This window comes from Pelomonas cellulosilytica, assembly GCF_021353265.1.
Classification (GTDB): Bacteria; Pseudomonadota; Gammaproteobacteria; order Burkholderiales; family Burkholderiaceae_C; genus Pelomonas; species Pelomonas cellulosilytica.
The window spans coordinates 144,384-169,324 of the sequence record NZ_JAJTWU010000007.1; the positions used below are offsets into that span (position 1 = coordinate 144,384).

The window sequence follows — 24,941 nt, forward strand, 5'->3', positions numbered from 1 at the left end:
TCCTGAACGCAGTTGCATCCCATGGCCCACGAACTCGACTTTGCTGCGCTTTCGTTCGACGACGCCGTCCCGGCGGACCTCGGCGCCTTCGAGGCCGTCCAGGCCCGCAGCGAGACCGACGCCCGCAACCGCGCCCTCGAACTGAAGGCGCAAGCTTGCGACAACGCCGCCGAAGCCTGCTGGTACCTGGCCCGCAGCCTCGGCGCCGCGCGCGACCTGCCGCAGGACGGCGAAGCCAGCCTGGAGCTGCTGTTCCAGCTCATCGGCGCGCTGGCTGACCTGCCGACGGACATTGCTGCCGCGCCGCTGCCCGAGGTCGTCGGCGGTCGCGACGACGGCATTACGGAGCTCTGCCTGCAGCTTGAGGCCGCCCGCGAGGCGACCGAAGACGTGCTGATCGACGCCGAACTGGCGCCGGCCCGCACCCAGCGCTGCCACTGACACGGCCCATCCGGCCGCGAGAAAGGCGCCCCAGCGGGGCGCCTTATCGTTTGCGCGCGATGCCGTTACAGGCCGGTGGGCGCCTGGCTCACCTGCGTGGCCGGCACGACCAGCCGGTTGTCGACCGCCTTCACGCCCATCGTGCTGGCAGCGACGACCGTGGCGCGCTCGCGGGTTGGCGCGTCGGGCGCCTGCCCCTCCAGCCTGACGACGCCGTGGTCCGTGCTCACGGCGATGGGCACGGCCGCCAGCGTCGAGTCGGCGGCCAGCGCCGAGCGCACCTTCACCGTGATGCCGCCGTCATCCGCGGCAGGCTGCTGCGGCGCCTGCGCGAGCGGCGGCGTGCCTGGCGATGTGGACGGGGCAGCCTGCGGCAGCGCGACCGGCGGGGTCTGCGTGTCCGGCGAGGCGGCGGCCTGCTGCGACGCCACAACGGGCGGGGTGGCCTCGGTAACCGGCGGGGTGGCGCTGGTGCTCGGGCCGGCGGCCGTGGGCGGCATCGTGATCGGCGCGTTGCCAGCAGGCACGCCTGTCGTCGCATCAGGCATTGCGGCAGGCGTGTCGATGGCCGTCGGCGCTGTGGCCACGGTCGGGGCCGGGACCGGCTGCAGATACGGCGTGCGCTCCGGCACCTGGGCGGTGTCGCCGCGCGGGTTGGCCCGCGTCACGAGATCTGGGCGCGGTGCCGGCACGTCGGCGCGGGCCACCTGGCGCGGCTCGACCGCCGGCTTCACGGTGGTCACCGGCGGGCCCAGGCGTTCGCGCGTCGGCGCCGGCGCGGGTTCTGCGGCAGCTGTCGTCGTGGCAGTGGCGGGCTCGGTCACGGGAGGCGGCGTGGCGGCATCGGCCGGCTGTGCCACGGCTTGCGACGCGGCCTCGTCGGGCACCGGCGTGGCGGCCGCCACCTGGGCCTGCGGTTCGACGCTGCCGGTCACGGTGGCCGGTGGCGTGGTGGGCGCGTCGGACGAGCGGTTCATCGACCACACGGCCACGCCGGCGATCAACGCCGCGCCGGCACCGGCGGCGATCATCCAGCTCAGCCGGTCAACCTCACGCCGGGGCGGCAGTGCGGCGGCATGCGTGGCCTGGGGTTGCGGGCGGTCGGCCAGCGTCGGCCGCGGCTCGGCGCGCGGCGTGGCCATGTCGGCCACTGGCGGCGTGGTGGACAGCACCGATGTGGCGCGCGGCGTGTTCATACCCATCGCGGCAGCAGGCTTCATGGGGCGCAGCGGCGAGCCGGCGACCTTCGTCGCGCCGGGCTTGCGCTCGACGGGCGTCGTGTCGATGTGATCGGCCCAACCGTCGGCGTGCAGGGATTTCGGGAATTTCATGTCGGCCTCCAGTCGTCGTGTTCTCGACGTTTGCGGTAGGACCCACTTTGAGGTGACCCGATGGCCGGCCGTGCCGGCGCAGGCTGCCTCGCCGTGTAGGACGGCGGGCGGCACGCGTGAGCAGTTGTGAGGACTGTGAGAAGAAGGGCTAGAAACCGGCCACGGGCAACGTCTCGTCACGCTGCAGCCAGTTGCGCGGCGAGTAGCGGCTGCCGGCGTCCGGGACGTGCAGCGTGTACGCGTGGCGCGACTTCTCTGAGCGGTTGGCCGCCGAGTAGTGCGGCAATAGCCCGTGGAAGACGACCAGCGAACCAGCCTCGACCTCCAGCGGCACCGCCGAGCCGGCGCCGGCCTCGGGCCAGGGCGTAGCGTCCACCGGCTCCATCCAGGCGTGGCGGCCGTCGCGGACGAAGCGCTCACGCAGCGGGCCGCGGTGGCCACCGGGCAGCGCCCATAGGCAGCCGTTGTGCAGCGTCGCGTCTTCCAGCGCGAACCAGAAGGTCGTCACGGTGATGGGGTCGGTCTCGAAGAAGCTCGCATCCTGGTGCCAACGCACCTCGCCGCCGATGCCCGGCTGCTTGAAGATGAACATGCTCTGCCAGACCTGCGGCCGCGTCAGGCCCAGCGCCGCGGCCACGTCGCGCAGCGACGGCCCCTTGGAGAAGGCGCTGAAGACCGGGTCGCGGTCATGCATCGCATGGCCGATCTTGTTGATGGCCAGCTCCTTGGCCACGCGCAGCCGGCCTTCGTCGTCGAAGGCCTCCTCCTCGAAGAAGCAGCGCACCTGGTCACCGCTGTCGAGGAAGTAGTCGTCGACATGGCGCTGCTGCTCCTCAGTCGTGAAGACAGGGCGCTGCTCGCCCGGGTCGAAGGCGTCGACGATCTGCAGCGCGCGCTCGCGAAGCGCGGCGATCTCAGCAGCCGGCTTGAAGCCGGGGATGACCAGGTAGCCCTGGTCGGCGTAGCGGGAAGCGTCGAGCGATGGCATGGTGCGCGGATTGTCTGCCGCCTCGGCCTGTTGTGCTCAGGCCGGCTCCCAGACGAGCGCCACCGCCAGTGCGGCCTCGGCGACGGCGCGGCCCAGGGGCGTGGCGGCGTCGGGCCGGCGCAGCCGCGGCACGCCGCGGCTGAGGTCCACGCTGCCGACGACCTCGCCACCGCGCAGGAACTCATAGCCCACCGGCGACCCGGTGGCGATGGCGCTGCCCTCAAGCCGGTGCACCGAACGCACATCGAGCGTCAGATCACCGCGACGGTAGCGGCCCTCGCGCGTCTGCTGCCCCCACTGCACGCGACCCTCGCCCACGTCCATCACGGCGTCGGACGCGCCGCTCCAGCGGCAGTTCAGCGTCGAGGGCTTGGTGGCCACGGCCAGCACGCCGCGGCTCACCTCCGTCTGGCGTGCCGTGCACTCCGCCTGACTGTCGCCCGTGGGCGTGGCCCAGGTGTAGCGCAGCGGCGCACGGCCGGTGGCCAGCGTGTCGAAGAGCGAAAGTCGGTCCGCGCCCCGGTCATAACTGACCCGCTGACCGGACAGCGCGAATTCGCCACGCCGGCCCCAGCCCGGTTTGCCGAACGATTCCTCCGCCACGGCGACCAGCGAGACTGGCTGCGCCATGCGCGCCTCGCGCACGACGCCACAGCCTGAAGCCAGCGCCAACACCGAGAGGCTCATCATTGCCACGATCCGCATACGCACTCCGTCGTCGTTCATCGACCCGCGCAAATCTAGCCGCCGGGCCGGCGCATGCCGGTTCTCACCCGTGACGGGCGTCATGCCCGCCGCGGCATGCGGTCAACGGGGTTCGGACACCAGCGCCAGTGCTAGCGCGGCCTCGGTGACCGCCCGGCCCAGCGGCGTGGCCGGGTCCGGCCGGCGCAGCCGCGGCGTAGGTCCGGCGAGGTCCAGGCTGGCGACGACGTCGCCCTGGTAGAGCATCTCGTAGCCCACCGCACCAGCCTGAGGCCGAGTGCTGCCTTCGAGGCGATGGGCCGAGCGCAGCCCCAGTGTCAGCTCGCCGCGCCGGTACGCGCCTTCGCGGGTGAGCACGCCGTTGCGCCGCTGGCCCTCGCCGATCTGCAGCATGGCAGCCGGCGCGCTGCCCCAGCGGCAGCTCAGCACCCAGGGCCTGGCATCGCTGCTGCGCACAGCGGCGCCCGCGGCGGGCATCCAGCTTTCGCAAACCGCCGCGCTGTCGCCCGCCGGGCCGGCCCAGCTGAAGCGCAACGGCGTGGCCAGGCCGGGCGGCAGCGGCTCGAACAGCGCCAGCCGGTCCGCGCCACGCTCGTAGTGCACGCGCTGGCCCAGCAGCTGGAACTCGCCCTGCCGGCCCCAGGGCCGCTTGCCGAGACGCTCCTCGGCCAGCCCCGCCGCGCCCGGCGACTGGGCCATGCGCGCGTCGGCCGGCTCGGCCGTCGTGCGAGGTGATTCACGCACGGTGGCACAGCCTGCGAGCAGGGCGATGGGCAGGAGGACAAGAGCTGGACGCATCGGCACGCAACGGTTGACTCGGATGGTGCACTCTAGGCTGGCGCCGGCGGGCGACTGTTACCTGGCGTTTCCCAGGTGACGCGCCTTGTCGCCTGCGCGCGCAGGCTGTCACCCCGTCGAGACGGTGCATCGCACAGGCCGTAGGTAGCTCGTGGCCAGCTGCCATGCTGCGCACTTTCCGTCACACCCGCTGCCATGACACCCTCTGCCTTGCTCCCTCCGCGCGCCGCGCCGCCCTCGGCCGTCGGCCTGCGCGAATTGCGCCTCGCCGGCCTGTGCTATCTGGCCATCATTGCGCTGGGCCTGTTCAGCGAAGGCGTCGTGCGCGGCAGCCTCGTCGTGCCGGGCGATGCCGCCGCCACCGCGGCGCGTATCGCCGCGCAGCCGCAGCTGTGGCGGCTGGGCCTGGCGGCCGACGTGCTGATGCAGGTGCTGGACCTGCCCGTCATCGTCATGCTGTGGCGGCTGCTGCGGCCGGTGAACGAGGCGGCGGCGCTGGTCGCCACGGGCCTGAATCTGGTGCAGACGGCCGTGCTGGTGGCCAACCGCGTGCAGTTGCTGGCAGCGCTGGACCTGGTGACCTCGCAGACGCTCGCCGCCACCTTGCCGCCGGGGCAGCGCGAGGCGCTCGCGATGCTGGCCGTCGGCCTGCACAGCCAGGGCTTCGGCATCGGGCTGGTGTTCTTCGGCGTGGCCTGCGTCGTCCGCGGCGTGTTGATCGCGCGCAGCGGCGTGCTGCCGCGCGTGCTGGGCGGGCTGCTGGCCGTCGCCGGGCTGTCCTACCTCGTCAACAGCGGCGCGCTGCTGCTGGCGCCGACCTTGGCGCAGCGGCTGTTCCCGGCGGTGCTGCTGCCGGCCCTGGTGGGCGAGCTGGCGTTCGCACTGTGGCTGACGGCGGGGCGATCTCCGGCCGCGGTGCGCCGCTGACCGCTCAGGGCGCCTTGCTGGCCGCAGCGTCCGGCTTGAGCTCCATCAGGTCCTCGGGCGCCGACGCGGCGCCATCGGGCGCGGGCAGGCCGATGCGGGCGATGGCGAGGTCACCGGCGAACTCGCTGTAGAACCAGTCGTCGCCCAGCTTCACGAGGCCTTCGTCAGGCGGCGCGATCTGCGTGATGGGCTGGCCCTTCAGCGCGACGGCCATCGTCGCCGCCCACACCGGCAGCGCCAGGCCGCCGCCGCTCTCGCGCTCGCCCAGCGACTTGGGTTGCGGGTAGCCAATCCACACGGCACCGGCCCGCGTGGCCTGAAAACCGCAGAACCAGGCGTCCACGGCGTCGTTGGTCGTGCCGGTCTTGCCGTAGAGGTCCCAGCGGCCCAGCAGGCTGCTCGCGCGCGCGGCGGTGCCTTCGCGTGCGACGGCGGCCAGCAGTTGCGACGTCATGAAGGCGTTGCGCGCGCTGACGGCCGTGCGCGGCTTGGGCGGATCGGCCTGCCAAAGCGTCTGACCCTGCGCGTCCTGCACCCGCTGGATCAGCCAGCCGGTAGGCAGCTGGCCGGCATTGGCGAAGGCGGCATAGGCCTGGGCCATCTGCATCGGCGTGACGGCGCCGGTGCCCAGCGCCAGCGTCAGGTTCAGCGGCTGGCGCTCCTCTTCCACGCCAAAGCGGGCGGCCCAGGCGCGGGCACGCTGCGGGCCGAGGGCCTGCACGAGGCGGATGGTGACCATGTTCTTGGAGCGCATCAGCGCCTGGCGCAGCGTCAGCGCCTCCTCGTACTGGCCGTCGTAGTTGCGCGGCGCCCAGTCGCCCTGCACAAAGGGCTCGTCGCTGACCAGCGTGCCCGACCATGCACCCTGCTCGATGAGCGCCGAGTAGATGAAGGGCTTGAACGACGAGCCCGGCTGGCGGTAGGCCTGCGTCGCGGAGTTGAACTGGTTGCGCGTGAAGTCGAAGCCGCCGACCAGAGCGCGGATGGCGCCGGTGGCCGGGTCCAGCGTGACGACGGCGCCCTCGGCCTGTGGCGTCTGACTGATCTGCCAGGTCGACGTGCTGCCCGACTTGCTCTCCAGCACGCGCAGCACGGCGCCGCGCTTGAGGTCCTGCAGTGGCCGCACCGCGGCGCCCTTCAGTGCAATGCGCTCGCCGTCAGACAGCACCAGCCGCGCGGCCGTCTTGTCGACGCCCAGCAGCACGGCGCCGCGCAGCTCGCCGAGGTCCGGATGGGCGTCGAAGGCGGCCTGCAGCGCCTCGTCCAGCTCGTCGCTCTCGTCCTTGGCAGTGGCGGCGGGCAACTCCACGGTGGCCTCCGGGCCTCGGAAGGGCTGGCGGCGCTCCAGTTCGAACAGCGCGCGGCGCAGCGCCTCTTGCGCGGCGGCCTGCTCGGCGTAGTGCAGCGTCGTCGTCACCGTCAGGCCGCGCGTGTAGGCATCCTCACCGAAGCGGGTCAGCATCTCCTGGCGCACCTGCTCGGCCGCATGGTCGGCCACGCCGGCCAGCCGCTTGGGACGCTGGATGTCGAGCGCCTGCTCGCGTGCCGCCTGCGCCTGCTCGGGCGTGATGAGGCCCACGGCGGCCAGGCGCTCCAGCACGACGGCCTGGCGGCGCTTGGCGCGAGCCAGGTGCTGCACGGGGTTGAAGCCCATCGGGTTCTTCGGCAGGCCGATCAGCAGCGCCATCTCGCCGGTGCTGAGCTTGTCCAGCGGCTTGCCGTAGTAGCGCTCGGCCGCTGCGGCAAAGCCGTAGGCCCGGTTGCCGAGGAAGATCTGGTTCATGTAGATCTCGAGGATCTGCTCCTTCGTCAGCGCATGCTCGATCTTGATCGCCAGCAGCGCCTCGACGATCTTGCGCGACAGCCGCTGCTCCTTCGTCAGGAAGGTGTCGCGTGCGAGTTGCTGTGTGATGGTGGACGCGCCATGCAGCGGCCCGCCGTGCGTCAGGTTGCGGAAGAAGGCCCGCACGATGCCGCCGAAGTCGATGCCCGAATGCGTCCAAAAGTCGGCATCCTCGACGGCCAGCAGCGCGTCCTGCATGGGCTTCGGGATGTCTTTCAGCGGCACGAAGCGGCGGCGCTCGGCGCCGAACTCGCCGATGAGCTGCCCGTCGGCGCTCAGCACGCGCAGCGGCTGGTGGGGCTGGTAGTCTGTCAGCGCATCGAGCGCCGGCAGCTGCACCCAGATGACGGCCGCGACGATGGCGCCCAGCAGCAACGCAGCGATCGGCAGGCCGACGAGCGCGCCCAGCCAGGGACGTTGGACGAAGAACTTGAGCATGGGCGCATCGTAGGCGCTGGCCACGCCCGCGCCGTCCGACGCCCGGTCGCTCAGTCCGGAACTGCCGCGATGCGGCCGTCGACAACTTCGATGGTCCGATCGCAGCGGCGCGCCAGCTCCGGGTTGTGCGTGACGAAGAACACCGCCGTGCCGGCTTCGGCGCTGAAGCGGCGCAGTAGCGTGAACACCGCCTCGGCACTCCTGGTGTCGAGGTTACCCGTAGGCTCGTCGGCCAGCAGCAGTGGCGGCCGCAGCGCCAGCGCCCGCGCCACCGCCACGCGCTGCTGCTGGCCGCCCGAGAGCCGGTCGGCCGGATGGTCGGCGAACGCGGCCAGGCCCACGGCGTCCAGCAACTCGGCCGCGCGCACGCGCATCGCGTCGTCGGGGAAGCCGCGCTGGCCCAGCAGCGGCAGCATGACGTTCTCCAGCGCCGTGAAGGCAGAGATCAGGTGGTGATACTGGAAGACGAAGCCGATGCTGCGGCCCCGCAGCCGCGTGAGCCCGGCGTCGTCCAGCGTGCCGGTGTCCAGACCCTGGATGAACAGCTGGCCGGCGGTCGGCCGGTCCAGCAGGCCAACGAGGTTGAGCAACGTGCTTTTGCCAGAGCCTGACGGGCCCATGACGGCGCAGAACTCGCCGGCCGCCAGCTGCAGGTCGATGCCATGCAGCACCTCGGTCTCGACCGGCGTGCCGACGTTGAAGGCCTTCTTGACGCCGACGAGGCGAACGACGGGATCGGCCATGCTCAGCCCCGGATCGCCACGACGGGGTCCAGCCGCGCCGCCCGCAGTGCCGGTGCGAAGGCGGCCAGCAGCCCCGTCAGCGATGCCAGCGCCATGGCCGACACGAACAGCGCCGGGTGAAGTTCCAGCATCCACAGCGGCGTGCCGTCGGGGTTGCGCTCCAGCCGCTGCCACAGCAGCAGCGCGGCCCCCCCCAGCGAACAGCCCGCCAGCGCGCCGCCCAGCCCCAGCAGGCTGCCCTGCAGCAGGAACACGCGCAGGATGCGACCGCGCGTGACCCCCATGGCCCGCAGGATGCCGATCTCGCGCGAGCGCTGGACGACCGACACGACCAGCACGCTGGCGATGCCGAACGCCACCGACAGCGCCACGAAGAAGCGGATGGCGGTGTTGGCCGTGGTCTGCGCATTGATGGACGTGAAGAACTGCGCGTTGTTGCGGATCCAGCTGTCGGCTTCCACGCCGGTCAGCGCGGTGATGCGCTGCGCCACGGTCTCGGCCGCCCACACGTCGCGCACGGTCACCTCCAGGCTGGTGGCGCCGCCCGGCAGCGCCATCAGGCTTTGGGCGGTGTGCAGTGCCACGAAGGTGGTGCGCTGGTTGGCGCCGCGGTTGCCGAGGTCGAAGATGCCCGCCACGGTCAGCGTGGTCTGCGCAACCGCGCCGGCCGTCAGCACCAGCTTGTCGCCCACGACCACGCCGAGGTCGCTGGCGAGGTCGATGCCGATCAGCAGGTCGCCCGGGCCCAGCCGTGGCTCGCCGCGGACGATCTTGTCGGGCAGCGCCACGATGCGGAAGTAGTCCCTCGCCTCGACGCCGACGACCGAGATCGAGCGGCTGGCGCCGCCCCGGGCCACCAGCGCCGAGCCGCTGACCGTGGGCGCGACGACGGCCACCTGCGGCAGCGCCAGCAGCTGTTCGCGCACGGCGGGCCATTGGTCGACCGAGCGCAGCCGCTGCAGTGGGGGCTGCACGGTCGGCGCGCCGATCTCGCCGGGCGCCGTGGCCAGCACGCGGGCGGCCTCGCGGGGCGGCAGCAGCTGGATGTGGGCCTGCCCGGTCAGCACGCGGCGCACGAAGTTGTCCTGCAGCCCCATCAGCAGCTCAGACATGAAGACGATCACCGCGACGCCGATGGCCACGCCGCCGACGATGAAGGCCGTCTGCAGCCGCCCCTCGCGCAGGAAGCGCAGCGCGACAATCCACTCGAACGGCTGCCAGGACCTCATGTCGGCGACGCCAGCCGCACGTGCTCGCCGTCGCGCACCGTGACGGTGGCCGGCAGCACGCGGTCCCCGGCCTGCAGGCCGACGACGATCTCAGTGCGACCGCCCGCGCTGGCGCCCAGGCGCACCGCCACGCGGCGGGCGCGGCCGCCTTCCACGCGCATGACCCAAGGGCTGGCTCCAGCCGGGTCGCGCACCGCGTCGCTGGGCACGACGATGGCGTCGGCATGCCGGGCCACCTCGATGTTGACCGACACCGTCATGTCCTGCTGCAGCCCGGCGGGCGGGCGTGGCACGTCGAGCTTGACCGTGACCGCGCCGGTCTGCGCATTGATGCCGGGGTTGACGAAGGCCAGCTGCGCCTGGAAGCGCTGCTCGGGATAGGCCTCGCTGCTGGCCGAGGCCGGCGCACCGAGCGCCAGATAACGCAGGTGCTTCTCGTCGATCTGCACGACGAGCTGCGTGGCGCCGTCGGGCGACAGCGTCATCAGAACGTGGCCGGGCGAGACCTGCTCGCCCGCCTCTACAGCGCGGGCGATCAGCACGCCGGTGGCGGGCGCCACGATGCGTGCATAGCCCTGACGCACGCGCGCCGCCTCCAGCGCCGAGCGCGCCGCCTCGGCATTGGCACGGGCCAGCGCGAACTCGCTGCCGCTGGGCATCTCGCTCTCGGCCTGCTTGACGGCCGAGCCCCACTGCGCCTCGGACAGGTCAAGCGCCTTGACCGCCTCGTCCAGCGCGGCCTGGCCGATGAAGCCCTGCTGGAAGAGGTCGGCCTGGCGCTTGGCCTGCGCACGCGCGTTGTCCATGTTCAGCCGCGCCTGCCGCACGGCCAGCGCCGAGACCGGCGCCTGCACCTCGACGAGCTGGCGCAGCTTGGCCTCGGCCTGCGCCACCTGCGCCTGGGCAGCCTGCACGGCCACGGCCAGCTCGCGGTCGTCCAGCTGCATCAGCAACTGGCCGCGCTCCACGCGCTGCCCCTCGGCCACCGGCACGGCCACAACGGGCGCCGTGATCTGCGCGCCGATGTCGATGCGGTGCGGCGTCTCGACATGGCCGCTGGCGACGATGGTCTGCACGAACTCGCCGCGCAGCACTGTGTAGCTTGGCAGCGCATGCCCGCGCCACCAGCCCCAGGCAGCGGCACCTACCAACACCAGGCCGACGACGCCGGCGGCAATCCACTGTCTCGAATGCGTCCCCATGCATCCATTGGAGACGGCGCGGCCACATCACGCGTTGATGCCGCTCAAACCGTCGTCTAGACCGCCCGTTCGGCTGCGGCGATGAGACGGCTGATGCGCGACACCGACAGACCCTGCTGTGCGGCCAGCTCCGTCATCGCGATGCCACCCTCTGTGTGGGCCAGCCACAACGCCTGCTCACGGATGCCGCCGGCGCGACGCAGCCACTCGGCCCAGCCGACGCGCGAGGCGCGGGACGGCACGTCGGCAGCAGCACGCATGCGGCGGGCGAAGTCCGCGTCGCCGAGGAAGATCTGCTCGCGCAGGCGGCCGGTCCACAGCTGCAGGCCCGGGTCGGACGCCACCAGCCGCGCATAGCGGTCGCCGGCCAGCCTGTGCTGCGCCGTCGTCACGGCAGGCCGGCCCAGCAGGTGGGTGTGCAGGCCATCGACGTCCAGCCAGTCCGGCGCCGGCTCCAGGCCCGCCAGCGCACGGAAGCTGGAGGCGGGCCATTCGGCGGCGCCCCGCACCAGGCGCTCGCGCACCGGGTTCAGGTCCACCCAGCGGCAGGCGTCCAGCAGGTGGCGCTCGCGGTCCACCAGCACGGCACGGAAGCGCCCCTGGAACAGCGGCCCGCTGAAGCCGTGGCGGCGCTGGCGGTGCTGCGTGTAGACGCCGTTGACGTGCCGCATCAACGCCGACAAGTTGGCCCGGCGCGTGAAGAGCAGCAGGTCGTAATGGTCGGGCATCAGCGCGTAGGCGAGCGCCTGGGCGTCGAAGCGATGCAGTGCCTGGGCGAGCAGCGCGCGCATCTCGGCCCGATCGGCCTCGTCCGTGAACGCGACACGCCGGCTGCCCAACGCGCAGCGCGCGCTGATCAGATAGACCGCGCTGGCAATCTCCAGGCGAGGGGGCCGGGCCATGCGCCACGTTAAGTCCCGCTGCGCGGAATGGCAAGATCGCGGCCTGCCGGCCGTCCATCCCCTGAAGCCATGAAAACCCACGAAATCGAAATCCAGAAGTTCAAGGCCGCCGCCAACAACATCCACGGCCAGGTGCTGTTCAAGATCGACGCCCGCGTAGCCAGCCGCGCGCCCGTCGACGGCATCGAACCCAGCAGCGTGCTCGTCATGACCGAGCAGAATGCCCGCGTGCTGATGGCTTTGCTGAAGACGCAGATCGCCGAGTTCGACAGCAAGAAACCCAAGAGCCGCCACGGTCGTCACGGCTGAACCACAAGGCCCCCATGCAATACCCGCACTACAACCCCGCCTCCGACAACCGCCCGCTGTCCGACGACGAGCTGAACGACCTGGACGAGCTGCTGGCCGCGCTGCCCGCCGACGGCACGATGAACATCGAGGCGCTGGACGGCTACCTCGCCGGCCTGCTGCTGACGCCGGGCCGCGCGCTGGCCGATCTGCCGGGCCAGGCCTGGCTGCCAGTGATCTGGGGGGGTGACGGCGAGCCGGAGCCCGCACCATTCGCCAGCGGCAAGCAGCGCAAGAAGGCCGTCATGCTGGTGCTGCGCCACCTGCAGTCCATCGCCACCGCCTGGGCCCAGCATCCGCAGGGCTGGGAGCCGATATTCAGCTTCGCCGATGGCGAAGACGAAACCGTCGAATACGCCGACGCTGAAGACTGGGCGGCCGGCTTCCTGATGGCGGTCGAGCTGGCGCAGGACGCCTGGGCGCCGTGGTTCGACGCCGAGGCGACATCGACGCTGCTGGCACCGATCGCCGCGCTGGGCAGTGCCGACGGCGCGCTGGCCGAAGGCTCGGCCGAGGCCCGCGACGCGGCGAGCCGGCAGATTCCTGACGCCATGCTGGCGTTGTGGTCGATCCGACAAGGGTGAAACATCCCGTCAACACGGGTGGCCTAGGCCGTCGGTTTCGGTCAAACTCGGTGCCATGCTCCACACCGTGCTCGCCGCCCTGGGCCTCGCCATCTGCCTCGTGCTGGCGGTGCACATGGTGCTGCCGCACCCGCTGCGAGCCCGGGTGGACGCCGCTGTCGCGCGGCTGATGGACTGGTTCCAGGCCCAGGTCGACCGCGCGGTCGGCTGGCGCCGCCGCCAGCGCCAGGCCCGCGCCGCGGCGCTGGAAGCCGAGCGCGTCATCCGCCGCGCCCGCGAGTCTGCCCAGGGCAATGGCCGCGTGGACGGCGAATGGGACGGCAACGTCTACCGGCCCAAGAGCTTCGAAAAGCCCAAGAAGCCGCACTGACCGGCTGCCCTCGGCCAGCGGGCCGCATCAATCGGCCGATTGCTGCAGCCGCCACATGTCGGCATAGCGCCCCCCACGGGCCAGCAGTTCCTCGTGCCGGCCGCGTTCGATGATGCGGCCCTGCTCCAGCACCAGGATCTCGTGGGCATCCACGACGGTGGACAGCCGGTGCGCGATGACCAGCACGGTCTTGTTCTGGCCGACCGACTCCAGCTCTGCCTGGATGGCGCGCTCGTTCGTAGAGTCCAGGGCCGAGGTCGCCTCGTCAAAGATGAGGATGGGCGGGTTCTTCAGCAGCGTGCGGGCGATGGCCACGCGCTGCTTTTCTCCGCCCGACAGCTTCAGGCCGCGCTCGCCCACCATCGTGCCGTAGCCCTGCGGCGTGCCGGCGATGAAGGCATGGATGTGCGCCGCACGGGCAGCGGCCTCGACCTCGTCCTGAGTCGCGCCGGGGCGGCCGTAGGCGATGTTGTAGGCGACCGTGTCGTTGAACAGCACGGTGTCCTGCGGCACGATGCCGATCGCGCGACGCAGGCTGGCCTGCGTGACGGCGCGAATGTCCTGGCCGTCGATGCGGATGCTGCCGCCGTCGATGTCGTAGAAGCGGTAGAGCAGCCGCGCCAGCGTGCTCTTGCCCGAGCCGCTCGGGCCGACGACGGCGACCTTGCGGCCCGCCGGGATCTCGAAGCTGACGCCATGCAGGATGGGCCGCGCCGGGTCGTAGGCGAAGCGCACGTCGTCGAAGCGCACGCTGCCGCCCAGAACCTGCAGCTCGACGGCCCCCGGCGCGTCGGCCACCTCGCGCTGGCGGTCCAGCAGCACGAACAACTTCTCGATGTCGGTCAGCGACTGCTTGATCTCGCGGTAGATGACGCCGAGGAAGTTCAGCGGGATGTAGAGCTGAATCATGAAGGCGTTGACCATGACAAGGTCGCCCAGGCTCATGTGCCCCGCCACGACACCTTGCGTGGCGCGCCACAGCATCAGCACCAGCGCGGTGGCGATGATGAGCTGCTGGCCGGTGTTGAGCAGCGACAGCGTCGTCTGACTCTTCAGTTGTGCCTTGCGGAGCTTTTCCAGGCTCTCGTCATAGCGGCGAGCCTCGAAGTCCTCGTTGTTGAAGTACTTGACGGTCTCGTAGTTCAGCAACGAGTCGATGGCCTTGCTGTGCGCCACCGAGTCCAGCTCGTTGAGCATCTTGCGGAACTGCGTGCGCCAGTTCGTCACGACGACGGTGAACGCCACGTAGACGACCAACGCCGCGACGGTGATGCCGGCGAACCAGACGTCGAACTTGACGCCCAGCAGCGTCAGCACCAGCACGACCTCGATCAGCGTCGGCACGATGCTGTAGAGCGAGTAGCTGATCAGCGAGTGCACCGCGCGCGTGCCGCGCTCGATGTCGCGCGTCATGCCGCCGGTCTGGCGCTCCAGGTGGAAGCGCAGGGACAGGTCGTGCAAGTGGCGGAACACCTGCAGCGAGATGCTGCGCGCCGTGCCTTCGGTGGCCTTGGCGAAGATCAGCTCGCGGAGCTCGGTGAACAGCGATGTCGAAAGCCGCAGCACGCCATAGGCCAGCAGCAGGCCCAGCGGCACGACGAGCAGCGCCTGCGGCTGGCCGGGCTTGAGGTCCAGGCTGTCGATGAGCCGCTTGAGGAGCAGCGGCACGCCCACGTTGCTGACCTTGGCGCCCACCATGAAGGCCAGCGCCAGCCCGACACGCCAGCGATAGCGCCACAGATAGGGCAGCAGCCGGCCGACGGTGCGCCAGTCACCACGCACGGCGGGCATGACGGCCGCGTTCGGCGGGGCGGGAAGTTCGATGGCGCGAGGGGTAGATCTCATGAAGCGGAAGGGCTTGGCAGGCGGTCAGGCGGACGTCAGGCGGACAATGGCCCCTCGATTCTCCAAGTGATTGCCCCCAAGTGACTGCGATGCCCCAGGATTCAAGCGCCCCCCATCTCCAGCCCTACCAGCGCGTGCTTGTGCTGCGCGTGATGCCGATGCCGGCGGACTCCAACGCGAATGGCGACATCTTCGGCGGCTGGATCATGGCGCAGGTGGACATCGCCGGCTCCATCCTGCCGGCCAAGCTGTCGCGCGGCCGGATCACGACGGTGGCTGTCAACGAGTTCGTCTTCAAGCAGCCGGTGTCGATCGGCGACCTGCTGAGCTTCTACGCCACGGTCATCCGCGTCGGCCGCACGTCAATCACCGTACATGTGGAGGTCGAGGCCGAGCGCGACCCGGAAAACCCGCACGTCGTCAAGGTGACTGAGGCCAAGCTGACCTATGTCGCCATCGACCGCGAAGGCAAGCCGCGGCCCGTATCGATCACCGCGTGACGCTGCAGCGGGTCATCTCGGTGTAACGACGTCGGCTGCGTCCGACTCGACGCTCCCGCGCCGTCCGGCATGACGGACGCAGCATCCGCAGGAGACTTCCTTCGTCCGCCATCCAGGCGTCAACCGAGAGGAGTCCCGCCATGCTGCGTTACGCCATCATCTTCTTCGTCATCGCCCTGATTGCGGCCGTCTTCGGCTTCACGGGCATTGCCGCGAGCGCGGCGGGCTTTGCCCAGCTGCTGTTTTACGGCTTCCTGATCCTGGCCGTCGTGGGCCTGCTGATCGGCCTCGTCCGCAGATAGCGGACGGGCCTCACGCCTCAGTCGAACTTACTGAAGTCCGGCGCCCGTTTCTGGAAGAAAGCCTGGAAGGCCTCCATGGCCTCGGGGCTGCGCAGGCGAGCACCGAAGATCTCGGCTTCCTTCACGATGGCGGCGTTGACCGCCTCGCGCTGAGGTTCACGGATCAACCGCTTGCTGTCGCGCACCGCACCGGGTGCCAGATGGTTGAAGCGCTCCGCCACACGCCGTGCATGGTTGAGCACCTCGGGTGCCGCCAGCACGGCGTTCGCAATGCCGCACTCCACCGCCTGCGTGCCGGTGAACGGATCGCCCAGCAACAGCTTCTCGGCCGCGCGGCGGTTGCCCATCAGCTGCGGCACGACGAGGCTGGCCGCGAACTCCGGCACCAGGCCCAGGGCCACGAAGGGCATCGCGAGCCGCGCGTCGTCGGCGACGAAGACGAAGTCGCAGTGCAGCAGCATCGTCGTGCCGATACCGATGGCCGCGCCGGTCACCGCAGCGACAACCGGCTTGCCGCAATCCAGCAGTGCCTGCATGAACTGGAACACCGGCGCCTGCGCGTCGCGCGGCGGCCGGGCCATGAAGTCCTCCAGGTCGTTACCCGAAGTGAAGATGCCAGGCTGGCCGGTGATCAGCACCGCCCGCACCGTCTTGTCGGCATCAGCCGCTCGCAGCGCCTCGGCCATGTCGTCGTACATGTCCTGCGTGATGGCGTTCTTCTTCTCGGGCCGCGCGATCTCGATCGTCGCGACGCCGTTGACGATGTAGGTCTTGATGCTCATGGTCACAGCTTCTCGAAGATGCCGGCCGCACCCTGGCCGGCGCCGACGCACATGGTGACCATGCCGTACTTGCCGCCGGTGCGGCGCAGGCCGTGGATGACCGAGGCCGCGCGGATGGCGCCTGTCGCGCCCAGCGGGTGGCCCAGCGCGATGGCGCCCCCGTTGGGGTTGACCTTGGCGCGGTCCAGCTCGATGCCCTTGCTGTCCAGGTCGTTCAGCACCGCCAGGCTCTGCGCGGCAAAGGCTTCGTTCAGTTCGACCCAGTCCAGGTCCTTGGCCGTCAGGCCGGCGGCCTTCAGCGCCGCGGGGATGGCTTCGATGGGGCCGATACCCATGATCTCCGGCGGCACGCCGCGCACGGCGAACGACACGAAGCGAGCCAGCGGCGTCAGGTTGTAGCGCTTCAGCGCTGCCTCGCTGACGATCAGAAGGCCGCCCGAGCCGTCGGAGGTCTGCGAACTGTTGCCGGCCGTCACGCTGCCCTTGGCGGCGAACACCGCCTTCAGCTTGGCCAGTCCTTCCAGCGACGTGTCGGGCCGCGCGCCTTCGTCGAGCCTGACGGTGCGCGTCTTCACGTTGACGCTGCCATCCGCCAGGTTGGGCGTGCGCTCGATGACGTCGAACGGCGTGATCTCTGCGTCAAAGTGGCCGGCTTGCATCGCGGCGATGGCGCGCTGGTGGCTTTGCAGCGAGAAGGCGTCCTGCGCCTCACGGCTGATCTTCCACTGCTCGGCGACCTTCTCGGCCGTCAGACCCATGCCGTAGGCGATGCCGATGTTCTCGTCCTTCTCGAAGATCAGCGGCGACAGGCTGGGCTTGTTGCCGCCCATCGGGATCATGGACATGGATTCCACACCGCCGGCAAACATCACGTCGGCCTCGCCGACGCGGATGCGGTCCGCCGCCATCTGCACGGCGGTGATGCCGGACGCGCAGTAGCGGTTGATCGTCACGCCGCCGACCGTCGGGCCGAAACCGGCCAGAACGGACGCCACGCGGGCGATGTTCATACCCTGCTCGCCCTCGGGGAAGGAGCAGCCAACGATGGCGTCTTCGATCGCCTTGGCCTCGAGGCCGGGCGCTTGCGCCAGCGTGGCCTGCATGACCTTGACGAGCAGTTCGTCGGGGCGGGTGTTCTTGAAGTAGCCCCGGCCGCTCTTGCCGATGGGCAGGCGGGTGGCGGCAACGATGTAGGCGTCTTGGACTTGCTTGCTCATGTGAATTCCTTCGCTTTGATCAGTCGGGGACAGAACTCCGCGCAGGTACGCGCTCCGGTCTGTCCCGCCAAGCCGTTAGTTGCGGACCGGCTTGCCGGTTTGCAGCATGCCCATGATGCGTTCCTGGGTCTTGGGGTTGTCGAGCAGCGAGCAGAAGTGCTTGCGCTCCAGCGCCATCAGGTATTCCTCGGTCACCAGCGAGCCGGCCTCCACCTCGCCACCACAGACCACGTCGGCAATGGCTGAAGCCAGGTGGTAGTCGTGCTGACTGACGAAGCCGCCATCGCGCATGTTGGCGACCTGGCCCTTGATCGTCGCGATGCCGCTGCGGCCAGCGACCGGGAAGACCGCCTGGTGCGGCGGGCGGTAGCCCGCGGCGGCCATGCCCTTGACGGTGGCCGTCGCGGCAAACAGCAGTTCGTCCTTGTTCGCAACGATGACGTCGGACTCCAGCAGGAAGCCGTTCTTGCGCGCCTCGTGCGCGGAGGTCGCGACCTTGGCGGTGGCGGCCGTCAGGAAGGCGTCCTTCAGGAAGGTCAGCAGGTCGGCGTTGGCATTGCCCGCCGCAGCCATCTCAGCGGCACGGCGGGCGATGTAGGTCAGGCCGCCGCCGCCCGGGATCAGGCCCACGCCCACTTCCACCAGGCCCACATAGCTTTCCACATGGGCGACGCGGCGCGCGCAGTGCACCGCCAGTTCGCAGCCACCGCCCAGCGCCAGGCCGCGCAGCGCGGCCACGACCGGCACCTGCGCATAGCGGATGCGCAGCATCATGTCCTGCAGCTTCTTCTCTTCCGGCGCGATGCCCTTGCTTCCCAGCTTCATGAAAACGGGCATCAGGCTTTCGAGGTTGGCGCCAGCGGAGAACACGTCATCCGGGCTCCAGACGACGAGGCCCTGATAGCCGCCCTCGGCGATCTCGACGGCCTTCAGCAGGCCGTCCGTGACGGCCGGGCTGATCAGATGCAGCTTGGCGGTGATGGACGCGATGACGACCTCGCCGTCCAGCGTCCAGACGCGGATCTCGTCATTCTTGAACAGCTCCGTACCGCTCTTCAGCGGGTCCGGCGCGCCGGTGCCAAACAGGCTTTCACGGAAGGGCTGGCGCTCGTAGACGGGCAGCTCGCTGCGCGGCTTGAACCGGCCTTCGGCCGCGCTCCACGAGCCCGCCGGCGTGTGCACGCCACCGGCTTCGGCCACGGGACCTTCGGTGACCCAGGCCGGCAGCGGCGCGCTCGACAGCGTCTTGCCGTCGGCGATGTCGGCGGCGATCCACTCGGCCACCTGCTTCCAGCCGGCGGCCTGCCACAGCTCGAACGGGCCTTGGGTGCTGCCGAAGCCCCAGCGCATCGCGAAGTCGATCTCGCGCGCGGTATCGGCCACCTCGGCCAGGTGCACTGCGACGTAGTGGAAGCTGTCGCGCAGGATGGCCCACAGGAACTGGGCCTGCGGGTTGCTGGACTCGCGCAGCAGCTTCAGTCGGTCGGCCGGAGCCTTCTTCAGCATGCGGGCGACGATCTCGTCGGCCTTCTTGCCGCCGGCAACGTACTCACCGGTCGCGAAGTCCAGGCGCTGGATGTCCTTGCCGACCTTCTTGTAGAAGCCGGCGCCGGTCTTCTGGCCCAGGGCGCCCTTCCCGATCAGGCCGGCCAGCACCTGCGGCGTGGCGTACGTCGAGTAAAACGGGTCGTCCTTCAGGTTGTCCTGCATCGTCTTGACGACGTGGGCCATGGTGTCCAGGCCGACGACGTCCGCGGTGCGGAAGGTGCCGCTGGACGCGCGGCCGAGCTTCTTGCCGGTCAGGTCGTCCACCACGTCGACCGTCAGGCCGAACTTCTCGGCCTCGATCATCGTGGCCATCATGCCGGCGATGCCGACGCGGTTGGCGACGAAGTTGGGCGTGTCCTTGGCGCGCACGACGCCCTTGCCGACCGCGGTGGTCACGAAGGCTTCCAGCTGGTCCAGGATCTCCGGCCGCGTCGCGGGCGTCGGGATCAGCTCCACCAGGTACATGTAGCGCGGCGGGTTGAAGAAGTGGATGCCGCAGAAGCGTGGCTTGATCTCTTCCGGCAGTACCTCGCCCAGCTTGGTGATGGACAGGCCTGACGTGTTGGACGCGACGATCGCGTGCGGCGCGATGAACGGCGCGATCTTGGTGTAGAGGTCGAGCTTCCAGTCCATGCGCTCGGCGATGGCCTCGATGATGAGGTCGCAGCCCTTGAGCAGCTCCAGGTGTTCCTCGTAGTTCGCCTGCTGGATCAGCGCCGCGTCCTCGGCCACGCCCAGCGGCGCGGGCTTGAGCTTCTTCAGGCCGTCGATGGCCTTGCTGACGATGCCGTTCTTCGGGCCTTCCTTGGCGGGCAGGTCGAACAGCACGACCGGTACTTTCACGTTGACGAGATGGGCGGCGATCTGCGCGCCCATGACGCCGGCGCCGAGCACGGCCACCTTGCGGACTTGGAATCGACTCATGGGGTTACCTCCTGGGAATCTGATGAACTTGAGGGACTGACCAGGCAGCTTGCCCGACTGGTCTGCCCCAACTGACTTGTCACTCGACGCGGACCCAGGTCTGGGTGCGGCCGAACAGAGGGGCGCCGATGTAGCCACGCACCTCCAGCTTCCTGCCTGCGTCCACCGGCTTCAGCCGCGTGCGATAGGTCTTGCCGTTATTGGGGTCCAGTATCTCGCCACCACCCCAGACGCCATCACCCTCGGCCTTGACGCTGCGGATGATCTGCAAACCGACGACAGGCTGATCCTTACGGTCGTCGGTGCACTTGTCGCACTTGGCGTCGGCGGGGTCCTTGGGATCCAGCAGCTTGTCGATGTTGCCGACGAGGGTGCCCCCCTGTTCGCTGATGCGGACCAGCGACTTCGCGGTTTTGCCGTCGTCGTCGATGGTCTTCCACAGGCCCACGGGGGTCGCTTGCCCGAAGGCAAGCAGGGGCGACAGCAGTGCAGCAGCGAACAGGACTTTCATCGGGGCATCCTTGGCGTCGGTGCGGGCGATCAGAACAGCGCTTCGTCCATGGCCATCAGCGGCGCGAGACCGGCGCGGCAGCTGCGGATCAGGCTGGCCGTCTCGGGCAGCAGCTTGGCGAAGTAGAAGCGCGCGGTCGCCAGCTTGGCGGTGTAGAACGGGTCGCCGGAGTCCTTCTTGGCCAGCGCGATCTTGGCAGCCTGCGCGAACAGGTAGGCAAAGCACAGGTGGCCGACGACGCGCAGGTAATCGACGGCAGCCGCCCCCACCTCGTCAGGGTTGCCGAAGGCCTTCATGCCGACTTCCTGCGTCAGCTTGTTGACCTTGTCGCCCAGGTCGGCCAGCGGGTTCACGAACTCCTGCATGGCCTCCACGACGCCCTCTTCCTCGATGAAGGCGGCGATCTTCTTGCCGAACTTCTTCAGCGTGGCGCCGTTGTTGGCCAGCACCTTACGGCCCAGCAGGTCCAGCGACTGGATGGTGTTGGTGCCCTCGTAGATCATGTTGATGCGCGCATCGCGCACGAACTGCTCCATGCCCCACTCATGGATGTAGCCATGGCCGCCGAATACCTGCATGCAGTGCGACGTGGCCGTCCAGCCGTTGTCGGTGATGAAGGCCTTGACGATGGGCGTCAGCAGCGCGACCTCGGCATCGGCCTCCTTGCGCTCGTCCTCGTCGTCGCTCTTGAGCGCCTTGTCGAGCTGCAGCACCGTGTAGGCCTGCAGCATGCGGCCGCCCTCGGCATAGGCGCGGGCGGTCAACAGCATCTTGCGGACGTCAGGGTGCACGATGATCGGATCGGCCGGCTTGTCCGGCGCCTTGGGGCCTGACAGCGCGCGCATCTGGATGCGGTCCTTGGCGTAGGCCACGGCGTTCTGGTAGGCCACTTCCGTCAGGCCCAGCGACTGGTTGCCGACGCCCAGGCGGGCGGCGTTCATCATGACGAACATCGCGGCCAGGCCCCTGTTGGGCTCGCCGACCATCGTGCCGACGGCGTCCTCCAGCACGATCTGCGCGGTGGCGTTGCCGTGGATGCCCATCTTGTGCTCCAGGCCGGCGCAGAAGATGCTGTTGCGCGCACCGAGCGAGCCGTCGACATTGACGTGGAACTTCGGCACGATGAACAGCGAGATGCCCTTGCTGCCCTGCGGGGCATCCGGCAGGCGCGCCAGCACGAGGTGCACGATGTTCTCGGTCATGTCGTGCTCGCCGGCGGAGATGAAGATCTTCTGGCCGGTGATCTTGTAGGTGCCGTCGGCCTGCGGCTCGGCCTTGGTGCGCAGCAGGCCGAGGTCGGTGCCGCAGTGCGGCTCGGTCAGGCACATCGTGCCGGTCCATTCGCCGCTGGTCAGCTTGGGCAGGTAGGTGGCCTTCTGCTCGGGGGTGCCGTGCGCATGCAGCGCCTCGTAGGCGCCGTGGCTCAGGCCGGGGTACATCGTCCACGCCTGGTTGGCCGAGTTCAGCATTTCGTAGAAGAACTGGTTCACCAGGTGCGGCAGGCCGGAGCCGCCGTATTCGGTGTCGCAGCTCAGCGCCGGCCAGCCGCCTTCGACGTACTGGCGGTAGGCATCCTTGAAGCCCTTGGGCGTGGTGACCTCGTGGGTCGCCTTGTCGAGCGTGCAGCCCTGCTCGTCACCGCTGAGGTTCAACGGCGCGAGCACCTCGGCGGCGAACTTGCCGCCCTCCTCGAGCACCGCGTTGATCGCGTCGGCATCGATGTCCGCGTGGGCGGGGAGCATCTTCAGCTCGTCGACGACGTTCAGCAGCTCGTGCATGACGAACTGCATGTCACGCAAGGGCGGGGTGTACTGGGGCATCGGGGACTCCTGGGGCGAGGTGAGGGTCAGCGCCGGGTGGCGCCGTTCTTGGATGACTTGAGGGCGGCGTCGACCTGCAGGCCGGCCGGCGTCGCGTAGTACTGGATGGCGCGGTCGAAGCCGATGCCGGCCCGCGCCAGCGCGCCGGGAATGCGCATGAAGCGAGCGTCATGGTGCAGCGACAGGATCAGCCCGTGCAGCTCGAAGACGATCTGGTCGACATCGGCATCGGCCTCCAGGTGGCCGGCCTCGACTGACAGCAGGATGGCCTTGTGCAGCGCGGCATGCCAGGCCTTGACCATGGCCACCAGTGCATCACGCACGGGGCCGGGCCGGTCGTCGAACTCCACGGCACCGCTGATGTAGATGCAGCCCGAATCGACCTCGACCGACACGCGCCGCACCCAGCGCTCGAACATCGCGCGCAGCCGCGGCAGCCCGCGCGGCTCGCGGATCGCGGTGAAGAAGACCTCTTCCTCGAACTTGGCGTGGTACTCGGTGACGACGGCGATCTGCAGCTCTTCACGCGAGCCGAAGTGCGCGAAGACGCCCGACTTGCTCATGCCCGTCACGTCGGCCAGTGCGCCGATGGACAGGCCTTCCAGGCCCATGTGCGAAGCCAGGCCCAGCGCGGCGTCAAGGATGGCGGCCCGCGTCTGCTGGCCCTTCTGCAGCGAACGCGCCACGCGCACCGGCTTCGCAGCGCGAAGCGGGGCGGCTTTCTTGGCGGAGGCGGACTGCGTCGACACGAGCGGCTGCGGAATAAAACGAACGATCGTTCTATTTTGCAGGCCGTCGCGGGAATCGCGCCACCTTCTCCCACGAAATCCTAGGGTGATGCGCCTAATGCGCCTTCGGACACGCGGCCGACGTGCCAGGCAACCCGAGGGAACCCGCAGGCGCCGGCTGTCATACCACCACGCTTGAGCCCTGGCGCGGATCTCGCTAGGCTCTCGGGCGGAGGTTGAACCAGTGGATGTTCTGCAGCTCGATGTCTCCGGCCGCCCGCAAGCGTGGATCACGACACGCGAAGCGGCGGTCATCTACGCCCTGGACGGCGTCGCCTGGACGCTCGGGGAACCCTGCCAGGTACTGCGCGGCGGGCTGCAGCGCATGTCCGGCCGCCAGTCCCGCATCGAGGTTCATCCCATCATCGCGGTGCGCGGCGCCGTGCCCAGCCGGGCCTGGCGCCAGGCGCCTGCGCTGACCAACGGCAAGCTCTTCGTGCGGGACCGCTTCATCTGCGCCTACTGCGGCCAGCGCTGCCTGCCGGAAGACCTCACGCGCGAGCACATCCACCCCACGTCGCGCGGCGGGCAGGACACGTGGATGAACTGCATTACCGCCTGCAAGGCTTGCAACGGCCGCAAGGGCAACCGAATGCCCGAGGAGGCACGCATGAGCCTGCTCTTCCTGCCCTATGTGCCGAGCCTGCATGAGGACATGATCCTGCGTGGCCGGCGCATCCTGGCCGATCAGATGGAATTCCTGCTGGCCAGCGTGCCCCGCTCCAGCCGCCTGCATGGGTAAAGAGTTGTAGGCCGCTGCATCGAGCGGTCAACGGCGGGACAATCTGGCGCGTTGGGCTCGTGGTTTGCCCAAGGAGAATTCGAATGTCCAAGCTCATGACTTCCCTCGCCCTGGCCGCCGCCGTGGCACTGTCCGCCTGCTCGACGACCAGCCCGGACGTGGTCCAGCGTGGTGACGCGCAACGCATGGCCCAAGTGCAGGACGCGACGGTGCTGAATGTGCGCCCCGTCGTCGTGGACGGCACGCAGAGCGGCATCGGCGGTGTGGCCGGTGGTGTGACAGGCGCGATCGCCGGCAGCACGGTGGGTGGCCGGCGCGATGGCCAGGTCGCCGGCGTGCTGGGTGCCGTGGCGGGCGCCGTGATCGGCAACGCCATCGAGCGCTCGGCCACGCGCGAGGACGCTCTGGAAATCATCGTGCAGCTGCGCAATGGCGAACGCCGCTCCATCATCCAGGCCAAGGGCCAGGAGAGCTTCAACAGCGGCGACCCGGTCGTCCTCGTGACCACCGGTGGCAAGACCCGCGTGACGCGCGCGCCGGCGGTGCAGCCAGCGGCTGCACCGGCCAGCAACGGCTGAGCCGCCGAATCCCCGATGACAATGGCGGGCTTTGGCCCGCCATTTTTCATGTCTGCTCCCGACGACGAACCGCTGCACGAAGCGCGCCTGTGGCGCGACAACGGCTGGACTGCCCAGGTCATCAAGAACGAAGACGACGAGGGCTGGGCCGTGGCCATGTACAAGGCCGGCGAAAGCGAGCCGGCGCTCGTGGGCCCCTGGACCATGGGCCGCGACAAGAAAAACCCCAAGCCGCTGGACGGCAACGCCTTCAACACACTGGTCAAGACGGCGCACGAGGTTATCCGCCGCCACGAGCAGCAGCGCGAGGCCCAGCTGAACAAGGCGCTCTACGTCGCCCGCGATGGCGCCTGGCTGAAGATCACGCTGGAAATCGTGCCGGCCGAAGAGGAGCCCTACGCCTGGTTGCGCGCGCAGGACGCGGCAGGTGAGCCCCTCGCGGAATTCAAGGTGGCCGCCAGCTTCCGCCTCACGCAGAGCGCGGCCGAAGCCTGGGTGGACGGCGGCTTCGAGCGGCCCGCCGGTCGGGACTGAC

At 69.7% G+C, this 24,941-nt stretch carries 26 protein-coding genes; 10 read left to right on the top strand and 16 right to left on the bottom strand.

Annotated elements, in window-relative coordinates; genetic code table 11:
* The first annotated feature begins 21 nt into the window (after positions 1-21).
* Complete coding sequence (locus tag LXT13_RS18015; protein ID WP_233373337.1) at positions 22-441, top strand: BRO1 domain-containing protein; 420 nt, start codon at positions 22-24, stop codon at positions 439-441.
* A gap of 65 nt (positions 442-506) precedes the next feature.
* Here the strand turns inward: LXT13_RS18015 and LXT13_RS18020 are convergent, their stop codons facing one another.
* From LXT13_RS18020 to LXT13_RS18035, 4 genes are all read right to left on the bottom strand, one after another.
* Positions 507-1,772: a BON domain-containing protein gene (locus LXT13_RS18020; RefSeq protein ID WP_233373338.1), complete on the bottom strand. Its 1,266-nt coding sequence runs from the start codon at positions 1,770-1,772 to the stop codon at positions 507-509.
* A gap of 148 nt (positions 1,773-1,920) precedes the next feature.
* Complete coding sequence (locus tag LXT13_RS18025) at positions 1,921-2,760, bottom strand: phytanoyl-CoA dioxygenase family protein (RefSeq protein WP_233373339.1); 840 nt, start codon at positions 2,758-2,760, stop codon at positions 1,921-1,923.
* Between the two features lie 36 nt (positions 2,761-2,796).
* A complete protein-coding gene (locus tag LXT13_RS18030) occupies positions 2,797-3,465 on the bottom strand; it encodes a hypothetical protein (protein WP_233373340.1) in 669 nt (222 codons plus the stop codon).
* A gap of 102 nt (positions 3,466-3,567) precedes the next feature.
* Complete coding sequence (locus LXT13_RS18035) at positions 3,568-4,209, bottom strand: hypothetical protein (RefSeq protein WP_233373341.1); 642 nt, start codon at positions 4,207-4,209, stop codon at positions 3,568-3,570.
* Between the two features lie 249 nt (positions 4,210-4,458).
* On the opposite strand from LXT13_RS18035, the gene LXT13_RS18040 reads away from it, so the two are divergent.
* Positions 4,459-5,190 carry a DUF4386 domain-containing protein gene (locus LXT13_RS18040; protein ID WP_233373342.1) on the top strand — a complete coding sequence of 244 codons (732 nt, stop codon included), beginning with the start codon at positions 4,459-4,461 and terminating at the stop codon, positions 5,188-5,190.
* Positions 5,191-5,194: 4 nt separating this feature from the next.
* On the opposite strand, the gene LXT13_RS18045 is transcribed toward LXT13_RS18040, so the two are convergent.
* From LXT13_RS18045 to LXT13_RS18065, 5 genes are read right to left on the bottom strand one after another with little or no spacing between them, the layout of a single operon-like run.
* Entirely contained in the window at positions 5,195-7,471 is a 2,277-nt protein-coding gene (locus LXT13_RS18045; protein WP_233373343.1) for a penicillin-binding protein 1A, read from the bottom strand.
* Positions 7,472-7,521: 50 nt separating this feature from the next.
* Positions 7,522-8,214 carry an ABC transporter ATP-binding protein gene (locus LXT13_RS18050; protein ID WP_233373344.1) on the bottom strand — a complete coding sequence of 231 codons (693 nt, stop codon included), beginning with the start codon at positions 8,212-8,214 and terminating at the stop codon, positions 7,522-7,524.
* Between the two features lie 2 nt (positions 8,215-8,216).
* Entirely contained in the window at positions 8,217-9,443 is a 1,227-nt protein-coding gene (locus tag LXT13_RS18055; protein WP_233373345.1) for an ABC transporter permease, read from the bottom strand.
* On the bottom strand, positions 9,440-10,645 hold the full coding sequence (locus tag LXT13_RS18060) for an efflux RND transporter periplasmic adaptor subunit (RefSeq protein ID WP_233373346.1): 1,206 nt from the start codon (positions 10,643-10,645) through the stop codon (positions 9,440-9,442). The genes LXT13_RS18055 and LXT13_RS18060 overlap by 4 nt, the downstream gene beginning before the upstream one ends.
* Positions 10,646-10,701: 56 nt before the next feature.
* Positions 10,702-11,547, bottom strand: coding sequence for a transposase (locus LXT13_RS18065; protein ID WP_233373347.1), 846 nt, complete (start codon positions 11,545-11,547; stop codon positions 10,702-10,704).
* Between the two features lie 69 nt (positions 11,548-11,616).
* Between LXT13_RS18065 and LXT13_RS18070 the strand changes: the two genes are divergently transcribed.
* Genes LXT13_RS18070 through LXT13_RS18080 form a run of 3 tightly spaced genes read left to right on the top strand, consistent with a single transcriptional unit; the run spans position 11,617 to position 12,849 of the window.
* Positions 11,617-11,856, top strand: coding sequence for a hypothetical protein (locus tag LXT13_RS18070; RefSeq protein ID WP_233373348.1), 240 nt, complete (start codon positions 11,617-11,619; stop codon positions 11,854-11,856).
* Between the two features lie 14 nt (positions 11,857-11,870).
* Entirely contained in the window at positions 11,871-12,479 is a 609-nt protein-coding gene (locus LXT13_RS18075) for a UPF0149 family protein (RefSeq protein WP_233373349.1), read from the top strand.
* 55 nt (positions 12,480-12,534) lie between these two features.
* Positions 12,535-12,849, top strand: coding sequence for a hypothetical protein (locus LXT13_RS18080; protein WP_233373350.1), 315 nt, complete (start codon positions 12,535-12,537; stop codon positions 12,847-12,849).
* A 27-nt stretch (positions 12,850-12,876) separates the two neighbouring features.
* Here LXT13_RS18080 and LXT13_RS18085 read toward each other — a convergent pair whose 3' ends face one another.
* On the bottom strand, positions 12,877-14,694 hold the full coding sequence (locus LXT13_RS18085) for an ABCB family ABC transporter ATP-binding protein/permease (RefSeq protein ID WP_304622823.1): 1,818 nt from the start codon (positions 14,692-14,694) through the stop codon (positions 12,877-12,879).
* An 89-nt stretch (positions 14,695-14,783) separates the two neighbouring features.
* Between LXT13_RS18085 and LXT13_RS18090 the strand changes: the two genes are divergently transcribed.
* Positions 14,784-15,194: an acyl-CoA thioesterase gene (locus tag LXT13_RS18090; RefSeq protein ID WP_233373351.1), complete on the top strand. Its 411-nt coding sequence runs from the start codon at positions 14,784-14,786 to the stop codon at positions 15,192-15,194.
* Positions 15,195-15,334: 140 nt separating this feature from the next.
* Positions 15,335-15,496 (top strand): DUF1328 domain-containing protein, encoded by a 162-nt coding sequence (locus LXT13_RS18095; RefSeq protein ID WP_233373352.1) that lies wholly within the window; start codon positions 15,335-15,337, stop codon positions 15,494-15,496.
* A 17-nt stretch (positions 15,497-15,513) separates the two neighbouring features.
* Here LXT13_RS18095 and LXT13_RS18100 read toward each other — a convergent pair whose 3' ends face one another.
* The 6 genes from LXT13_RS18100 to LXT13_RS18125 all read right to left on the bottom strand — a co-directional run bounded on the left by LXT13_RS18100 (position 15,514) and on the right by LXT13_RS18125 (position 23,047).
* Positions 15,514-16,278, bottom strand: a complete 765-nt coding sequence (locus LXT13_RS18100; protein ID WP_233373353.1) for an enoyl-CoA hydratase — start codon at positions 16,276-16,278, stop codon at positions 15,514-15,516.
* Positions 16,279-16,280: 2 nt separating this feature from the next.
* On the bottom strand, positions 16,281-17,495 hold the full coding sequence (locus LXT13_RS18105; RefSeq protein WP_233373354.1) for an acetyl-CoA C-acyltransferase: 1,215 nt from the start codon (positions 17,493-17,495) through the stop codon (positions 16,281-16,283).
* A gap of 75 nt (positions 17,496-17,570) precedes the next feature.
* A complete protein-coding gene (locus LXT13_RS18110; RefSeq protein ID WP_233373355.1) occupies positions 17,571-19,967 on the bottom strand; it encodes a 3-hydroxyacyl-CoA dehydrogenase NAD-binding domain-containing protein in 2,397 nt (798 codons plus the stop codon).
* Between the two features lie 79 nt (positions 19,968-20,046).
* Positions 20,047-20,478 (bottom strand): DUF2147 domain-containing protein, encoded by a 432-nt coding sequence (locus LXT13_RS18115; RefSeq protein WP_233373356.1) that lies wholly within the window; start codon positions 20,476-20,478, stop codon positions 20,047-20,049.
* A 29-nt stretch (positions 20,479-20,507) separates the two neighbouring features.
* Positions 20,508-22,298, bottom strand: a complete 1,791-nt coding sequence (locus tag LXT13_RS18120; RefSeq protein ID WP_233373357.1) for an acyl-CoA dehydrogenase C-terminal domain-containing protein — start codon at positions 22,296-22,298, stop codon at positions 20,508-20,510.
* 26 nt (positions 22,299-22,324) lie between these two features.
* Complete coding sequence (locus LXT13_RS18125) at positions 22,325-23,047, bottom strand: TetR/AcrR family transcriptional regulator (RefSeq protein WP_419964685.1); 723 nt, start codon at positions 23,045-23,047, stop codon at positions 22,325-22,327.
* A 223-nt stretch (positions 23,048-23,270) separates the two neighbouring features.
* Here LXT13_RS18125 and LXT13_RS18130 point away from each other — a divergent pair, with 223 nt between their 5' ends.
* The 3 genes from LXT13_RS18130 (at position 23,271) to LXT13_RS18140 (ending at position 24,940) form a co-directional block, all read left to right on the top strand.
* Positions 23,271-23,828 (top strand): HNH endonuclease, encoded by a 558-nt coding sequence (locus tag LXT13_RS18130; RefSeq protein WP_233373358.1) that lies wholly within the window; start codon positions 23,271-23,273, stop codon positions 23,826-23,828.
* Between the two features lie 83 nt (positions 23,829-23,911).
* A complete protein-coding gene (locus LXT13_RS18135) occupies positions 23,912-24,406 on the top strand; it encodes an outer membrane lipoprotein (protein WP_233373359.1) in 495 nt (164 codons plus the stop codon).
* A 48-nt stretch (positions 24,407-24,454) separates the two neighbouring features.
* The gene (locus LXT13_RS18140) at positions 24,455-24,940 is read left to right on the top strand and encodes a hypothetical protein (RefSeq protein ID WP_233373360.1); all 486 of its coding nucleotides are present in this window, start codon (positions 24,455-24,457) and stop codon (positions 24,938-24,940) included.
* Position 24,941: the final 1 nt, after the last annotated feature.

Bases quoted from the DNA above. Each gene is read 5' to 3' on its own strand.
- LXT13_RS18135 (WP_233373359.1), top strand. From the start codon at position 23,912: ATGTCCAAGCTCATGACTTCCCTCGCCCTGGCCGCCGCCGTGGCACTG.
- LXT13_RS18045 (WP_233373343.1), bottom strand. From the start codon at position 7,471: ATGCTCAAGTTCTTCGTCCAACGTCCCTGGCTGGGCGCGCTCGTCGGC.
- LXT13_RS18115 (WP_233373356.1), bottom strand. From the start codon at position 20,478: ATGAAAGTCCTGTTCGCTGCTGCACTGCTGTCGCCCCTGCTTGCCTTC.
- LXT13_RS18055 (WP_233373345.1), bottom strand. From the start codon at position 9,443: ATGAGGTCCTGGCAGCCGTTCGAGTGGATTGTCGCGCTGCGCTTCCTG.
- LXT13_RS18020 (WP_233373338.1), bottom strand. From the start codon at position 1,772: ATGAAATTCCCGAAATCCCTGCACGCCGACGGTTGGGCCGATCACATC.
- LXT13_RS18060 (WP_233373346.1), bottom strand. From the start codon at position 10,645: ATGGGGACGCATTCGAGACAGTGGATTGCCGCCGGCGTCGTCGGCCTG.
- LXT13_RS18120 (WP_233373357.1), bottom strand. From the start codon at position 22,298: ATGCCCCAGTACACCCCGCCCTTGCGTGACATGCAGTTCGTCATGCAC.
- LXT13_RS18040 (WP_233373342.1), top strand. From the start codon at position 4,459: ATGACACCCTCTGCCTTGCTCCCTCCGCGCGCCGCGCCGCCCTCGGCC.
- LXT13_RS18100 (WP_233373353.1), bottom strand. From the start codon at position 16,278: ATGAGCATCAAGACCTACATCGTCAACGGCGTCGCGACGATCGAGATC.
- LXT13_RS18090 (WP_233373351.1), top strand. From the start codon at position 14,784: ATGCCCCAGGATTCAAGCGCCCCCCATCTCCAGCCCTACCAGCGCGTG.
- LXT13_RS18050 (WP_233373344.1), bottom strand. From the start codon at position 8,214: ATGGCCGATCCCGTCGTTCGCCTCGTCGGCGTCAAGAAGGCCTTCAAC.
- LXT13_RS18095 (WP_233373352.1), top strand. From the start codon at position 15,335: ATGCTGCGTTACGCCATCATCTTCTTCGTCATCGCCCTGATTGCGGCC.
- LXT13_RS18025 (WP_233373339.1), bottom strand. From the start codon at position 2,760: ATGCCATCGCTCGACGCTTCCCGCTACGCCGACCAGGGCTACCTGGTC.
- LXT13_RS18070 (WP_233373348.1), top strand. From the start codon at position 11,617: ATGAAAACCCACGAAATCGAAATCCAGAAGTTCAAGGCCGCCGCCAAC.
- LXT13_RS18065 (WP_233373347.1), bottom strand. From the start codon at position 11,547: ATGGCCCGGCCCCCTCGCCTGGAGATTGCCAGCGCGGTCTATCTGATC.
- LXT13_RS18080 (WP_233373350.1), top strand. From the start codon at position 12,535: ATGCTCCACACCGTGCTCGCCGCCCTGGGCCTCGCCATCTGCCTCGTG.
- LXT13_RS18015 (WP_233373337.1), top strand. From the start codon at position 22: ATGGCCCACGAACTCGACTTTGCTGCGCTTTCGTTCGACGACGCCGTC.
- LXT13_RS18110 (WP_233373355.1), bottom strand. From the start codon at position 19,967: ATGAGTCGATTCCAAGTCCGCAAGGTGGCCGTGCTCGGCGCCGGCGTC.
- LXT13_RS18030 (WP_233373340.1), bottom strand. From the start codon at position 3,465: ATGCGGATCGTGGCAATGATGAGCCTCTCGGTGTTGGCGCTGGCTTCA.
- LXT13_RS18085 (WP_304622823.1), bottom strand. From the start codon at position 14,694: ATGAGATCTACCCCTCGCGCCATCGAACTTCCCGCCCCGCCGAACGCG.
- LXT13_RS18140 (WP_233373360.1), top strand. From the start codon at position 24,455: ATGTCTGCTCCCGACGACGAACCGCTGCACGAAGCGCGCCTGTGGCGC.
- LXT13_RS18105 (WP_233373354.1), bottom strand. From the start codon at position 17,495: ATGAGCAAGCAAGTCCAAGACGCCTACATCGTTGCCGCCACCCGCCTG.
- LXT13_RS18075 (WP_233373349.1), top strand. From the start codon at position 11,871: ATGCAATACCCGCACTACAACCCCGCCTCCGACAACCGCCCGCTGTCC.